Here is a 13,791-nt window from a genome sequence, read left to right on the forward strand (position 1 = left end):
GCGTATACGAATGGAATAATCGGCGGGTAACCGGGGACTGGGTTACCGCATCAGGGAAACAGGAGCTCCCATGAGCAAAGGTGTACTGGAAATCAACGACTGCGGCCTGCGGATGTTTCACGGCACCACCGAAGTGCTGGAAAGCCCCGGCGTGGCCATCGTCAACAACCGCGAAATCATCACCGGTACCGGCGCACTGATGCGTGCGCGCAGCCACCCCACCCAGGTCAACCACCAGTTCTGGCGCAGGCTGAGTCTGGAGACGGTGAAATCCGAAAACCCCGGCTGCCGCCACCACGCAGACCTGGCGTTCTGTCACCTGAAGGAAATCGCCGGGCTGTGCGATCTTCCCGATGAAGTTGTACTCGCCGTTCCCGCCAATTTCACCCGTGAGCAATTGGCACTGCTGCTGGGTGTGGTGAAGGAGAGCCCGTTTAATATCGTGGCGCTGGCCGATACCGCCACCGCCTGTATCAGCAGCTGCGCGCCGCGCGGTGTGCACCTGCATGTGGAATTGCACCGTCACCAGACACTGGTAAGTCGTGTGGCCGTGCACGAGCGCGCAGAACTGGATATTGCTGAAACCGTAACCGACGCCGGCCTGCAACATTTCCAGGAGGCCTGGGCGCGGATATTTACCGATGCCTTCATAATGCAGTGCCGTTTCGATCCGCTGCATTCTGCAGAAGCGGAACAGCAGCTTTACGACATGTTGCCGCTGTGGATTGCCCGCGCCATGCGTCAGGGCGAAGTCATGGCGGAACTGGATGACCGCACCGCCAAGGTCAGCCTGCGCCAGCTACAGGACGCAAGCACACCGATCCTGTCGCGGGTGCGCGCCATGATCGAAAACCTGGGCGAAGCCAACAGCGTGGTGTTTGTGTCCCATCGCTGGGCGGAAATTCCCGGCGGCGCCCAACTGGCGGAACGCATATACCTGATGCCCCACAACGCAGTGGCGCTGGCGGTGGATAAGCGCTGGCAGGAAGTACACAGCGAAACGGGCAACCTGCGGCTGATTACCGAACTGAGCGCAGCCCCCGTGAGTGACATTGCGGTGCAGGTCAATGCCGCCACCGAGGCCGGTGCCACTCACCTGCTTTTTGGCAATCGCGCACTGGCAGCACAACAACCACTTTTCGTCAGCTGGCAGGAAGGAAAGCTTCAGGTCACCCCGACACCACCGAGCCACCCCGCCGCTACCATTACCCATCACGCGGGCCGTCTCGCGCTGCGCGTGGATGCGGGCGCGCAGCTGATGCTGAACGGCAAGGAAATTTCCACGCCGGTCAACCTCACTGCCGGCGACCGTATCGGCGTGGCGGATTTTGCCGATGTCATAACTGCGATCAGCGTGGAGCACTATGGCGCGTAAGAACCGGCGGTTTACCACCTTCAGCCTGTCGTTTCTGGACATCATGTCCTGCGGCTTCGGCGCCGTGGCGCTGATCTTCCTGATCATAAAGCACGGCTCGGACCACGACTTCAAAGCTGAAAACCAGGATCTGGCCGCAGAGGTAAACCTGCTGCAGGAGGAGGTGCAGTTCGGCCAGGAACATCTCGTGCTCGCCCGTAACACTCTTGACACCACCAGCGATGAGCTGGCCAAGACCCAGGGACTCGCACGGCGCATTTTGGAGCAGATCGAGGAAGTGAAAGGCAATATTGCCGAAGTCGACAGTACCACCGACGAAATGGATGTCGCCCGCCTGCAGGAAAAACTGAAAAAGCTGGAGCAGGCGAAACTGAAACTGGAAGAGGAAAATAAAAAGCTCGGCAACAATGTGCGCAAGTTTGTTGGCGATGGCGATCGCCAATACCTCACCGGCCTGCGGCTCGGCGGCGATCGTATCCTGATACTGCTGGATTCCTCCGCCAGTATGCTGGGGGATGAGCTGATCAAGGTGATCCGCACGCGCAACATGTCCGATGCGGTAAAACGCGATACGGAAAAATGGCGCCGTGCCAAACAGACGGTGTCCTGGCTGGTATCGCAGTTTCCACAGGACAGCCAGTACCAGATCTACACTTTCAATACCAGCTTCCGTGCCGCGATCGTCGGCACCGAAGCGCGCTGGCTGAATGTCGACGACCGTGCGCAGATGGACGATGCCATTAAAGGGTTGGACACCATCGTGCCGCAGAATGGCACCAGCCTGGAACGGATATTCAGTGCGGTCAACAACATGTCACCGCTGCCGGACAACATCATTCTCATTACGGATGGGCTACCCACCCAGGGAATGCAGGCAGCAAAAGGCAATACGATTTCCGGCAAGGACCGCCTCAAGTTGTTCCGCAAGGCGGTGGATGCGCTGCCGAAGAGTATTCCGGTCAATGTGATTCTCGCACCCATGGAGGGTGATCCCATGGCGGCCAGTGAATTCTGGAAGCTGGCCATGGATACCCACGGATCGTTCCTCGCACCGTCAAAGGATTGGCCATGAGTAGCAAACGCAACAAACGACAACAGGAGGAGTTCAGCATCTCCTTCCTCGACGTGATCTGCTGTGGTTTCGGTGCCATCGTCCTGCTGTTGATGATCGCCAAAACCGTCGAGCCTGTGGTACTGGAAGAAGCCGAACTGGACCTCGACGGCCAGGTACAGGAACTGCAGGAGCAGCTGGCGGAAATCCGCGGTGAAACCACAGTGCTGAACCGCGATCTCAACGCCAAGAAAGAGCAGCTGGATATCGAAACCAAGCGCATCGCCAAACTCAAAGGCGAACTGGAAACGCTACAGGCGGTGTATGCCAAGAAAACCGAGAGCGATTCCGAAGAAGGAAAACTCAAGGGCGAGCTGACCATTGCCCTGCAGACCATGACCGATGAAATGAAGCGGCTGCTGGGGGAAAACTACCAGCGAAAAAACAATGTTATCGGCGGCATTCCGGTAGACAGCGAGTACATCCTGTTCATCATCGACACCTCCGGCAGTATGTTCAATTACGGTTGGGACCGTATGATTCAGGAGATGGTCAACACCCTGAATCTGTATCCGAACGTGAAGGGTATTCAGGTGATGAACGATATGGGGGACTACATGTTCTCCAACTATCGCAATAAATGGATCCCCGATACGCCCGGACGCCGCCAGGCGGTGCTGGACCGGCTGCGCTCCTGGAACCCCTTCAGTAACTCCAGCCCGGTGGAAGGTATCCAGAAGGCCGTGCGCACCTTCCATGATCCCAACAAAAAAATCAGTATTTACGTGCTCGGCGACGAATTTACCGGTAAGTCGATTCGCAACGTGATGATGGCCGTGGATCGGGTAAATGCCCAGCGCGGAGAAAACGATCGTATGGTGCGCATCCATGCCATCGGTTTCCCGATCCAGTTTTCACGCCCGCTGCACCTGCAGACCACCGGGCTGCGCTTTGCCGCGTTGATGCGCGAGCTGACCTACAGGAACGGCGGCACCTTTGTGGGACTGAATGACTTCCGTTAAATGGAATAACGGTGATGGGTGAGGAAAAACACATGATTCACTGGTTAAAGGGACTTTCTCTAAAAAAGGCAGGAGTGTTCAGGACCGCGGCGATGGTGATACTCGCAGGCCTGCTTACCGCCTGTGCCCACACGGTTTCTGTGGACGGGAAATTTCCCGCGCCGGTGGGAAACCAGCATCCGCTGACGGTTGGGATTTTCCTGAGCGATGACTTCCGCAATTTCAGTTACAGCGAAAACCGCGACGACCGCGATGAGTGGAATATCAATACCGGGCGCGCGCAGAAAAACCTGTTTGAAACCGTGCTCGGCTCCATGTTCAAAGAGACAGTGAGTCTGGCCCAGTACCCGAGCAATCTGCCCCAGGGCGTGGACCTGGTGATCGTCCCAGAAGTGCGAGAGTTGCAGTTCACCATGCCGCGGGAAACCCGGGTAAATATTTTCGAGGTGTGGATCAAGTACGACATGCACGCGTACAACCAGCAGGGTGAGGCCGTGGCGGATTGGGTGATCACCGCCTACGGTAAAACCCCTACCGCTTTTCTGAAGTCCCAGGAAGCCGCACTGGCCCAGGCCATCAATGTAGCACTGCGGGACGCGGGGGCGACCCTGTATACGGGATTTGAACGGGTGCCGGAGCTGCAGGCGTTTCTCGCCGGCAAGCAGCGCGCCCTGAGCATGAAGCAGACGGCAACTGACGGCAACTGACGAAAATTTTCTTTCCGACGGATCGGCTCCCCGAGCGCTCTGATTGCATGAGCAAACACCAACGGGGATTCAAGGAGGATGTACCGGTGAAATTTCTGAGCACGTTTTTTTCCCTATCGATGCTGGCCGCCCTTAACAGCGGCTGTACCACCGTGGTCATCGATGAATACCGTCGCAGTAATGGTGAACTGGCCGCGGGCGATTCCGTGGTCATTCTCGGCCGCCGCCACTCCAGCGAGTATGAAACTGAACCGGATCTGATCGACTGCGTGGGCCAGACCCTTCACAACCCGAAAGCGGGGGTGAATGTCATTCCCGAACAGCAGTTCGTGGATGCGCTCTACCCCTGGTTTGAACCGCGCACGGCGCCCATGCACATCAAGTCCCTCAGCAAGCTTATGGATGTTCCAGACGTGCGCGATCGCATGGAAAAGTACGGGGTCAAGTACATCGTCTGGATTGATGGCAATACCGAGACCACCTCGAGCGCGGGCTCCATTGGCTGCTCCATCGGCACCGCTGGCGCGGGCTGTTTCGGCTTTGGCACCTGGGACAAGGAATCCGATTACGAGGCCTCGGTGTGGGATTTCCGCGATCAGGAGCTGTCCGGAAAAATCAGTGCCGACGCCCAGGGCACCTCTTATATGCCCGCCATTGTGGTGCCGATCCCACTGATTGCACGGGTTCAGAACAACGCCTGCAAGGGTATGGCCGCACAACTTCAGGAATTCTTGTTACCACCGCAATCCGCCAGCCGCTGAACGCTAGAGGACCTTGCCGCAGCGGCAGTCCCGATTGGAGACAATAACGACAGGAGACCCAGATGCACACGCTCAAAAAACGGCTTTTCGCCGCCCTACTGCTGGTCACCGCAACCGGCTGCGCCTTCAATCCGGCCACCAACCGGCCGGATCTGGTGCTGATGTCGGAGGAAAAGGAAATCAAGATCGGGCGCGAGATGCACGAAAAACTGGTGGCCAGCACCCCCATCTATAGCGATCCGATTCTGACCGCGTACGTGGAACACGTGGGCCAGAAAGTCGCCAAAGCCAGTGATCGCCCGGACCTCACCTATCACTTCACGATCATCGACAGCCAGGACATCAACGCCTTCGCACTGCCCGGCGGCTATGTGTATATCAACCGCGGGCTGCTCACCTACCTGCACTCGGAAGCGGAAATGGCTGCGGTACTCGCGCATGAGGTGGGGCATATCACCGCGCGCCACGCGGTACGCCAGAAGACTGCCGCCACCGGCGCTGGTGTTGCCTCGGTACTTTCGGTACTGGTTACCGGCAGCGGTGTTGTGGGCGATGTGGCCAACTTGTGGAGCACCGCGGCGGTCAAGGGCTACGGTCGCGATATGGAGCTGGAGGCAGATCGTTTCGGCGCGCAGTACATGTACAACGCCGGTTACGATCCCCAGTCCATGATCAATGTGATCGCGCTGCTGAAGGACCAGGAAACGTTTTCCCGCCGTCGCGCGCGGATAGAGGGCAAGCAGCAGCAGACCTACCACGGCGTGTTTTCTTCGCACCCGCGCAATGACGTGCGTTTGCGCGAAGTGGTGGAAGCCGCGGGCAAACTGCCGGAAGACAAAAAGGTCACCAAGGTCGAGTACTATCGCGAGAAGACCGACGGCATCGTCTACGGCACCAATACGCAGGAGAGCGAGAAGAACCGCTTCAACCACAAGAGTCTCGGCTTTTCCCTGCTGTTCCCCACGGGCTGGACGGTTGAGAACCAGCGCTCGGCGATAGTCGGCACCGCGCCGGACAAGTCCGCGACACTCACCATCAAAGTGGACAAGCGCGATGGCAATCAGCCTGCAGATATGGCGCTGCGCGACGTCTACGATGTCCGCGTTCTGGAGCAGGATGAGGCCCTCAGCCAGTACCGGCTGGAAGGCTACACCGCTAAGCTGCCGGCGAAGTCCGCCGACAGCCCGGACCGGGTGGCGATCCTGTTCTATGGCAGCCGCCAGTACATTCTGGAAGGCAAAGCCAATGACAAGCCGAAAAACACCGAGGCGGCCACCGAGCTGGACAATCTGTTCATGACCAGCATCCGCAGTTTCCGCCCCCTGCGCCAAACCGATATCAACAAACCGGATATCAAGCGGGTGCGCTACGTACAGGCCAATGACAAAACCACGTTTGCGTCGCTGGCGCGGCATATGGAAATTGGCGAGTACGCAGAGGAGCAGCTGCGCCTGCTGAACGGCTATTACCCGCGCGGCGAACCAAAGCCGGGTGAGTGGATCAAAATAGTGCAGTGATCCGCAGCGAACGGCTTTTCCTGATGCAATAAAAAAAGCCGTGGGCCAGACTGGCTCACGGCTTTTCATTTTTTTGAGTTTATTTTCGCCCACACCGTTCAGGCGTTCAGCGTCAGGCGGGCTCCAGACTCGGCAGTGTATCGACATCATCTGCCTCAGAGGCGGACAACCCCCTGCCCTTCACACTCTGTTCCGCGGTGTATTCAACTACCATATTGCGGCCGCGCTCCTTGGCACAATAAAGGGCGTGATCCGCCTGCCGCAGCAGCTGCTCTACCGATTCGCGCTCGGTGCCATGGGCGACACCGATACTCGAGGTAAATTGCACGCTGCCGTCAGGACACTCCAGGCGGATCTGCGCGATATTGTCCCGCAGGCGCTCGGCAGTGTGCAGCGAGTCCGGCCGGGTTTCCGTGATCAGCAGGGCAAACTCCTCACCACCAAGGCGCCCGAACACGTCGGTTTCGCGGATTTTCTGCTGGATGGTCACACTGAACTGGCGCAGGGCTTCGTCACCGATACCGTGGCCGTGGTTGTCGTTGATCGACTTGAAGTGGTCGATATCAAACATCAACAAACTCACCGGTTCACCCTTGCGCTGGGCGCGCTTGATACACAATCCCGCATCGGCGAGGAAACTGCGACGATTGCGGATACCGGTGAGCGGGTCGGTACGCGCCTCCAATTCCGCCTGCTGCTTCGCCTTCTCCAGTTCCTCGGTGCGCGCGCGCACCAGACCTTCCAGCTTGACCTTGGATTGCTCAAGGTGGCGACGGTACTGTCGCTCGGACTCCAGCCCCTGCAGCCGCAGGCGGCGCAGCTTCATGCCCATGGCGGCCATGATGGTGACCATTTCGATAAACGAACTGAGCGGCGGCAGGTAGTAGTTCACCAGATTGTGCTCTACGTACCCCAGATCCCGCAGCGCCTGGTAGAACAGACCCGCCAGCAACAGCGTCCAGCCCACCGCGAATACCGCCGCCTCGCTGGAGCCCTGGCGCCAGCGCACTACGGCGATCACGGTCGACGCGGGGTACAACAACAGCGCCAGGGTGATACTGATCAGGGCCAGGGCCTTGATCTGCAGCAGTGCACTGCCGAGCAAGACCACCGCATTCACCATCATCAGAATCAGGACCAGGTCCAGCCTGGGTGTGTATTTGCGCGTTTGCAGGAACAGGCGATCGAAGATGACGCCGCACAGAATACTGACCGCGCCCGCGGCAGACATATAGCTCCAGTGAAACCCTTCGCGCAGCAGGTACTGGTGGGTAAAACCAAGAATGGTACCCCAGGCCACAATTTTGGAGAGGCCGTAAATGAAATAGGCAAAGAAGCTCGACTCGCGGGTGGTGAGCCCGACAATCAGCGAGAACAGCGAAATCAGGGTGATGCCGCCAAACAGGAAAGACAGCACCGCGGTCTCAGCGGTATGGGATTGGCTCAGCGCATCGGGAGTCCAGATTCGCATGGACGGAAATACAAAGCCCGCCTCCTCGGAATCAAACCGCACCAAAAACGCTTCAGACGCGCCGGGTTCAATTACCACCGGTACCACAAACCGGTTGTGAAATACCGGTCGCGTCGCAAAGGATTCGCCCATAGCGAGATTGGCCACTTCCACAAAATCCGGCGCGGCACCGACGGGACTCTCGAATGCCTGCAAGCGGATCAGCTGGTGGTCCACATACTCCAGGTGCAGTGGCACCGGCGAATCCGTGGGGTTGTGCAGCACAAAGAAAGACCAGTAACTGCCCTTCTGCATCCCGGTAGAACCGGCGCCCGGCAATGGCCGGAAATCCCCCGCTTGCAGTGCGCGCAGCGCCGCGGAGAGGTCCGCCTGGCCGCTGGTATCGTGCCAGACAGCAGCCTGCCCCGTGCGCTGGCTGCCATCTTCCGCGCTATCGATGTCGATGACCTCAGCGAAGGTATGTAGCGGCGCAGTGAGCGCAAGTTCCGGCTTATTTTCCCCCACAGTTTCTGCGGAGATCCCGGCATGCACCTGTGTGCACAGCAATACCCACACAAGCGCAATGAATCCCAGTGGAAAGCAGCTGCGCAGCCGTGACTTGGTTAAACGAGCGGAAAGAACTAAGACTTTCATGGTCCTGAAAACCAGGTTATCGCAGAAACCCTGCGCAATTTTGGATGTTCCGGGCACGGGCGAATCTTATCTTGTGGAAAATTACCCGGCGGAAGTTCAGGCACTGGATAGTCGGCCGTACAAGAAAGTGTACCGGCTCACGATTTGTTAATCATGCCCCAATTTTCACTGGACAAAGCGGGATTTTCCTACAAACAAGACAAAAAAATCCCACGGAATTAATATAAATGAGAAATTAATCTCAATAAATTTGCTATCCAATAAATGAAAAAGGTCACCATTGGTGACCTTATTAAAATATTTATCCGGGAAATATTTTCCCGGGACAATGCCAAACCGTACAAAAATCAGTCAAACCGGGAGAAGTCTGCCGGCCGCTTCTCCATAAATGCGGTAGCCGCCTCGCGAAACTCCTCGGATTGCAGGCGGGTCATGAAGTGTCCGGCCTCTTCCTGGATAGCCTTCATACCATTTTCCAGCGTGCCCTGGCGCAGCAGTTTTTTGGTCAGACGCACCGCTTCCGGCGCCTTCTGCGCGAGTTCAGCCGCATAGACACGAGCACGCTCCAGGGCCCCTCCCGCATACACCACTTCATTGCAAATATTTACGTCCGCGGCGGTCTGTGCATCAAACTTTTTCCCCAGCAACAGCAGTTCCGAGGCCTTGGCGTGGCCCATAATCCGCGGCAGCAGGAAGCTGGAGCCGTATTCCGGGCACAGACCGAGATTCACAAACGGCATCTGGAATACCGCGTCGTCTTCGGCAATTGAGAGGTCGCAGTGCAGCAGCAGTGTGGTGCCAATACCTACCGCCGGACCGGCCACCGCCGCAATCACCGGCTTGGGAAAGTGGTACAGCGCATGCATGAAGCGGAACACCGGGGACTCCTCTCCGCTGGCGGACCCGCCGAGAAAGTCCGTCAAATCATTACCACTGGTAAAAACGCCGCTGGTGCCGGTCAGAATGACCACTCTTACGCCCGGGTCCCCGGCGGCCTCATTCAGCAGATCGGCCATCGCCGAGTACATCGCCATGGTAAGGGCGTTCTTGCGCTCCGGCCGGTTGATGGTGATTTCCAGTACCCGCCCGGATACCTGAGTCTGAATTTCCGCACACTGGCTTTGCATGTGGTGGGCTCCGCATATTCTGTGGTTATCGCGATTCTGCGCGCTCGGTTGTCCGCCGACTCTGGAATTCGCCGGGAATCCGCAAGTCTCGGGTACCTGGCAGGCATCGCATTTATAGTCTGAACAGGCCAGTAGTGTAGCGACTCCCCCGCTGGCGCACGAAGTCCGATTCGACCAGTTTGGGTTGCCGATTCTCAATCCAGCCCATCGGTCCACGAGGGCCAAAGGAATTTTCCAACTGATTGGGAGGAGACCTTATAATGCGGCCACAGATTTGCGAATTGACGCAATTTAAGATTCACATCACTGGCAAAACCGGTACAACCATTTCGGTCGCAGTGTTAGCAAGACAGGAATATTCCCCAAATGACGGTGACATACAGCTCCTATCTGAAGGTCGACGAGCTGCTGCAATGCCAGCAGCCGCTGTCGGACGGCCCGGAGCACGACGAACTGCTGTTTATTGTGATTCACCAGAGCTACGAGCTGTGGTTCAAGCAGTTGCTGCACGAACTCGACTTCCTGGTGCGCCTGTTCAACGGTGGAGAGCGCAACCGCGCCCTGCACACCCTGAAGCGGGTGGACGCCATCTACCGTACGCTGATCCAGCAGGTGGATATTCTGGAAACCCTCACACCGCTCGAGTTCATGTCTTTCCGCGACCGCCTGTCCACCGCCAGCGGCTTCCAGTCCTACCAGTTCCGCGAACTGGAATTCCTCTACGGTGCAAAGGATGCAAAAAAGCTGAGCAACTACGAACCCGGCTCCGAGCACTACCGCCGCCTGCAGAAGCGCCTTGAGGCTCCGACCCTGTGGGACGCATTCCTGCGCTTCCTGGCCCATGAGGGGCACCACATTCCCAAGTCGGAGCTGGAGCGAGACTTCAGCCAGGTAGCCGCGCCCTCTACAGCCGTGCAGAAGGTACTGATCGATGTGTACCGGAACGACCCGCTGGTAAGTGATATCTGCGAAGCGCTGGTGGACATCGACACCTCGCTGCAACAGTGGCGCTACCGCCATGTGAAGATGGTGGAACGCACCATTGGCCACAAGATGGGAACCGGCGGCTCCAGCGGCGTGGGCTACCTGCAGAGCACCCTGTTCAAGGCGGTATTCCCGGACCTGTGGGCCATCCGCTCGGAGTTCTAAATCGACGATATGCGCATTGGCGAGCGCGGGAAAGCCGCGCCGTCACAGCGCTCATCAACAGTTCCGGCGAACCGCAGACATAAAAAAAGCCAGCAGATGCTGGCTTTTTTGTGCCCCCGAGAGGGCTGCCCCAGAAGAAGCGTTAACGCTTTTTGTCTTCGAAAGGCACCAGGGAAACCTGAATGTTCGGGTTTACCGCTTTCGCCGCATCGGCGATGGTCACGTAAGTGTCCGCGCTGGACTTGTTGTGTGCGCGCACGATTACGATGGCCTGGGGGTTTTCCGCGTAGAGCTGGGCAATACGGGCACGTACTGCACGGCTGTCAATACGGCTGGCTCCCATCCAGATTTCGTCTGCCGCATTCACGGTCAGCAGGATATTCTGCTTGTCGGGGTCTGGCGGAGTCTCTACTTGCTGATCAGGATCGGGCACGTTCACGTCCAGCGCCTTCTCTTTTACGAAGGATGCCGTCACGATAAAGAAGATCAGCATGATGAACACAACGTCCAGCATGGGCGTCAGGTCAATATCGGCCTTTTCTTCTTCTACGGCCTTACCGCGTCGTCTACTCATAAAACACCGTACTGTTTTTTAATTCGAATTACGCCGGTTACCCGGTCTAATCAGGTGGGGAAGATTGCCGGGAAATGGCCACCAATGCAAGTGCAACCTTTTTACCGAAAAATAATCCTTCAAAATCAATAATTTACGATACCGCACTGTGCGAGCAGCACAAATTTCAGACAACGATTTCGCCCTTTCTTTCTGCCAGATAGCCCTGATAGTCAGGTACCTGCCGGGAGAAACTGCGTGTCATCAGTGCGGAATGAATCATCATATCGGCACTACTGGCGTTACACGCCACCGGGATATTCCACACTGCGGCGATGCGCAGTAGCGCCTTCACGTCCGGATCGTGGGGCATCGGCTCAAACGGGTCCCAGAAGAACACCAGAATATCCACCTCGCCCTGGCAGATCCGGGCACCGAGCTGCTGGTCTCCGCCCATCGGGCCGCTGAACAGCTTTTCCACCGCCATCCCGGTCGCGGCCTCGATCTGAGTGCCGGTGGTACCGGTACCCAGTAACTGGTGCTGCTCGAGAACACTGCGGTGTTGCAGGCACCAATCAATCAGGCTCGCTTTGCGATTGTCGTGTGCCACCAGTGCGATGCGCTTCTGTGCAGCAATTGGCTGATCGATAAAGTTCACTTGGCCCCCCCGGCAACTGTGGATGAAAACGCTACTGCTCCCGGCCGCCGACGCTAGGGTGGTGATTCAAACTAGCCCAGCGAAAATCCGGGAGAACGGGGAGATTATGCTAAATTCCTCCGCTGTCATCCATTCACGCATTCACATGTATTCGCGCGGAGAAACGAAACACCACCTTGCCACAGCAGTGAAGGGTATAATCCGCCCCCTTTACGTTCTCGCCTTCATATATAGGAGTGATTATGAGTGTCGGCGCCTGGGAACCCTCCAAACCCGCTTCCAATGACCAGTCGCGCAAAGAAATCGACCGGGCACTGTTGTTACAGATCATCGAAGCGATGCAGAAAGCAGATGCAGGAAATGTACCGAATCTGACAGCACCTGAACTGGCGACCATGAACCGCGATCTCACATCTGCAAGCTGGCTCTCCGGCCTGCCGGCAACGCAGTGGCTGGAGGAAGCGGCGCAGTGGGACGATGGACAGGTCTGGGCCCTGATCCGCTTTTTCACCCTCGCGGAAGCGCAACTACAGGACTGGCAGGGCGGCGCCGAGTCTCCGGTCATCCCGCTGGCCAAATCCTTGCGCTTGCGCAAATCCCCCCTCGCCCGCGAACAGTTGCTGTGGATTCGCCAGCACTCTGACAACCGCTACCTGCCGTACGGACCTATCTAGTATTGAATCTATCTGGCATTGCTATCCGCATGCGGGACGTTCACTCCACCGCATATTGAATCGCGGACAGTTCCACTGGATATCCAAAAACAAAAGGCGTATCGGAGGACGATACGCCTTTGGTTTTTTCCACCATAGGGAATCAACTGTTCATACACCAAAGTTCAGTAGCGACGCCGACATTTCACAAGCCGGTTTCGATCACCGGTCTGCACTTTTATTCCTGCAGGCGGAACAACTGGCTGCGCAGGGTCGCCACAGCAACCGGGGTTCGATAATTGGCCGCAAGTTCCCGCCACAAGATATTTCCCTCTGTATCCACAAGCCAGGCACTCGGGCGCGCAGCATCCTTAATCCAGGGGCGCAGGAGAAATGGCGCGGCGCTAGCGGCGACGAAAAATTCCAGTGCTGGTTGAGCAAGCTGTCTTACCTGCAAGGTATTAACTGGCGAGTCATTGACGAGCAACCAACGCGGCCATTTGTGTTCCCCCTGCACACTCCAGAGCACCAGACCGACATTTTTTCCCAGCAATTCTTCCTGCAGCGCGTGCAGTTGGCGCAACTGGTTGCGGCTATCCGCGCAATAACTGCCACGTAGAAAGAGCACTATCACCCCCTCCAGATTGTGCTCGCGGCAGTACTCCGCCGCTCGCCAACGACCTTGATTCATTTCCTCTACAGCGGGGAAAAGGGAATCCACAGCGGGCATCGGCGGCCAAGCGACTGAACTCAAATGGTAGAGATAAAGCAGGAATACAAACAGATTGTATATCGCCAGATAGACGGGCCACCCGCGCTCGCTGTCCGCAAGTAAAACCAGCGCGAGCCCCAGCAGCACACCGGCAAATGCGCCCGGTTCACGCAAGTCCCCGGATATTTTTCCTGGAAACAAATAGCGCAACAGCATCCAAATAGGTAATGCCCAGGCATTTATTAAAAGACCTATCCAGGCGGTCGCCGAACTAGCATCCGAGCCCCGCAACAGGGCGAACGCAGCCCAAAATCCGCAGGCCAGCAACCAGAAAAACCCGATAAACGTAAAAAAAGCCTTAAATTTATTCATTACGGAGTAAAAACACCCTTAAAACACTTG

13 protein-coding genes are annotated in these 13,791 nt (G+C 57.3%); 8 read left to right on the top strand and 5 right to left on the bottom strand.

Going from position 1 to position 13,791, the window contains the following annotated elements; genetic code table 11:
• Nucleotides 1–70: 70 nt before the first annotated feature.
• From VIL80_RS09110 to VIL80_RS09135, 6 genes are all read left to right on the top strand, one after another.
• Complete coding sequence (locus VIL80_RS09110; protein ID WP_332035799.1) at nt 71–1,375, top strand: hypothetical protein; 1,305 nt, start codon at nt 71–73, stop codon at nt 1,373–1,375.
• Complete coding sequence (locus tag VIL80_RS09115; protein WP_332035800.1) at nt 1,365–2,447, top strand: VWA domain-containing protein; 1,083 nt, start codon at nt 1,365–1,367, stop codon at nt 2,445–2,447. The genes VIL80_RS09110 and VIL80_RS09115 overlap by 11 nt, the downstream gene beginning before the upstream one ends.
• On the top strand, nt 2,444–3,448 hold the full coding sequence (locus tag VIL80_RS09120; protein WP_332035801.1) for a VWA domain-containing protein: 1,005 nt from the start codon (nt 2,444–2,446) through the stop codon (nt 3,446–3,448). Before VIL80_RS09115 ends, VIL80_RS09120 begins: the two co-directional genes overlap by 4 nt.
• A gap of 32 nt (nt 3,449–3,480) precedes the next feature.
• A complete protein-coding gene (locus tag VIL80_RS09125; RefSeq protein ID WP_332035802.1) occupies nt 3,481–4,155 on the top strand; it encodes a hypothetical protein in 675 nt (224 codons plus the stop codon).
• Nucleotides 4,156–4,241: 86 nt separating this feature from the next.
• Entirely contained in the window at nt 4,242–4,916 is a 675-nt protein-coding gene (locus VIL80_RS09130) for a hypothetical protein (RefSeq protein WP_332035803.1), read from the top strand.
• A gap of 62 nt (nt 4,917–4,978) precedes the next feature.
• Nucleotides 4,979–6,433, top strand: a complete 1,455-nt coding sequence (locus VIL80_RS09135) for a M48 family metalloprotease (protein WP_332035804.1) — start codon at nt 4,979–4,981, stop codon at nt 6,431–6,433.
• Nucleotides 6,434–6,545: 112 nt separating this feature from the next.
• On the opposite strand, the gene VIL80_RS09140 is transcribed toward VIL80_RS09135, so the two are convergent.
• Both VIL80_RS09140 and VIL80_RS09145 read right to left on the bottom strand, forming a co-directional pair.
• A complete protein-coding gene (locus VIL80_RS09140) occupies nt 6,546–8,537 on the bottom strand; it encodes a sensor domain-containing diguanylate cyclase (protein ID WP_332035805.1) in 1,992 nt (663 codons plus the stop codon).
• A 347-nt stretch (nt 8,538–8,884) separates the two neighbouring features.
• On the bottom strand, nt 8,885–9,664 hold the full coding sequence (locus tag VIL80_RS09145; protein WP_332035806.1) for an enoyl-CoA hydratase: 780 nt from the start codon (nt 9,662–9,664) through the stop codon (nt 8,885–8,887).
• Nucleotides 9,665–10,030: 366 nt separating this feature from the next.
• On the opposite strand from VIL80_RS09145, the gene VIL80_RS09150 reads away from it, so the two are divergent.
• Complete coding sequence (locus VIL80_RS09150; protein WP_332035807.1) at nt 10,031–10,813, top strand: tryptophan 2,3-dioxygenase; 783 nt, start codon at nt 10,031–10,033, stop codon at nt 10,811–10,813.
• Nucleotides 10,814–10,955: 142 nt separating this feature from the next.
• Here the strand turns inward: VIL80_RS09150 and VIL80_RS09155 are convergent, their stop codons facing one another.
• Together VIL80_RS09155 and VIL80_RS09160 are read right to left on the bottom strand one after the other, a co-directional pair.
• Entirely contained in the window at nt 10,956–11,387 is a 432-nt protein-coding gene (locus VIL80_RS09155; RefSeq protein ID WP_318955088.1) for an ExbD/TolR family protein, read from the bottom strand.
• A 166-nt stretch (nt 11,388–11,553) separates the two neighbouring features.
• Nucleotides 11,554–12,024, bottom strand: coding sequence for a methylglyoxal synthase (locus VIL80_RS09160; protein WP_332035808.1), 471 nt, complete (start codon nt 12,022–12,024; stop codon nt 11,554–11,556).
• Nucleotides 12,025–12,266: 242 nt separating this feature from the next.
• Here VIL80_RS09160 and VIL80_RS09165 point away from each other — a divergent pair, with 242 nt between their 5' ends.
• Entirely contained in the window at nt 12,267–12,698 is a 432-nt protein-coding gene (locus VIL80_RS09165; RefSeq protein ID WP_332035809.1) for a hypothetical protein, read from the top strand.
• A gap of 217 nt (nt 12,699–12,915) precedes the next feature.
• Here VIL80_RS09165 and VIL80_RS09170 read toward each other — a convergent pair whose 3' ends face one another.
• The gene (locus VIL80_RS09170) at nt 12,916–13,761 is read right to left on the bottom strand and encodes a hypothetical protein (RefSeq protein ID WP_332035810.1); all 846 of its coding nucleotides are present in this window, start codon (nt 13,759–13,761) and stop codon (nt 12,916–12,918) included.
• Nucleotides 13,762–13,791 lie beyond the last annotated feature (30 nt).

It is taken from the genome of Microbulbifer sp. (assembly GCF_036563125.1).
GTDB lineage: Bacteria > Pseudomonadota > Gammaproteobacteria > Pseudomonadales > Cellvibrionaceae > Microbulbifer.

Bases quoted from the DNA above. Each gene is read 5' to 3' on its own strand.
- VIL80_RS09135 (WP_332035804.1), top strand. From the start codon at position 4,979: ATGCACACGCTCAAAAAACGGCTTTTCGCCGCCCTACTGCTGGTCACC.
- VIL80_RS09115 (WP_332035800.1), top strand. From the start codon at position 1,365: ATGGCGCGTAAGAACCGGCGGTTTACCACCTTCAGCCTGTCGTTTCTG.
- VIL80_RS09150 (WP_332035807.1), top strand. From the start codon at position 10,031: ATGACGGTGACATACAGCTCCTATCTGAAGGTCGACGAGCTGCTGCAA.
- VIL80_RS09165 (WP_332035809.1), top strand. From the start codon at position 12,267: ATGAGTGTCGGCGCCTGGGAACCCTCCAAACCCGCTTCCAATGACCAG.
- VIL80_RS09140 (WP_332035805.1), bottom strand. From the start codon at position 8,537: ATGAAAGTCTTAGTTCTTTCCGCTCGTTTAACCAAGTCACGGCTGCGC.
- VIL80_RS09145 (WP_332035806.1), bottom strand. From the start codon at position 9,664: ATGCAAAGCCAGTGTGCGGAAATTCAGACTCAGGTATCCGGGCGGGTA.
- VIL80_RS09170 (WP_332035810.1), bottom strand. From the start codon at position 13,761: ATGAATAAATTTAAGGCTTTTTTTACGTTTATCGGGTTTTTCTGGTTG.
- VIL80_RS09125 (WP_332035802.1), top strand. From the start codon at position 3,481: ATGATTCACTGGTTAAAGGGACTTTCTCTAAAAAAGGCAGGAGTGTTC.
- VIL80_RS09110 (WP_332035799.1), top strand. From the start codon at position 71: ATGAGCAAAGGTGTACTGGAAATCAACGACTGCGGCCTGCGGATGTTT.
- VIL80_RS09120 (WP_332035801.1), top strand. From the start codon at position 2,444: ATGAGTAGCAAACGCAACAAACGACAACAGGAGGAGTTCAGCATCTCC.
- VIL80_RS09155 (WP_318955088.1), bottom strand. From the start codon at position 11,387: ATGAGTAGACGACGCGGTAAGGCCGTAGAAGAAGAAAAGGCCGATATT.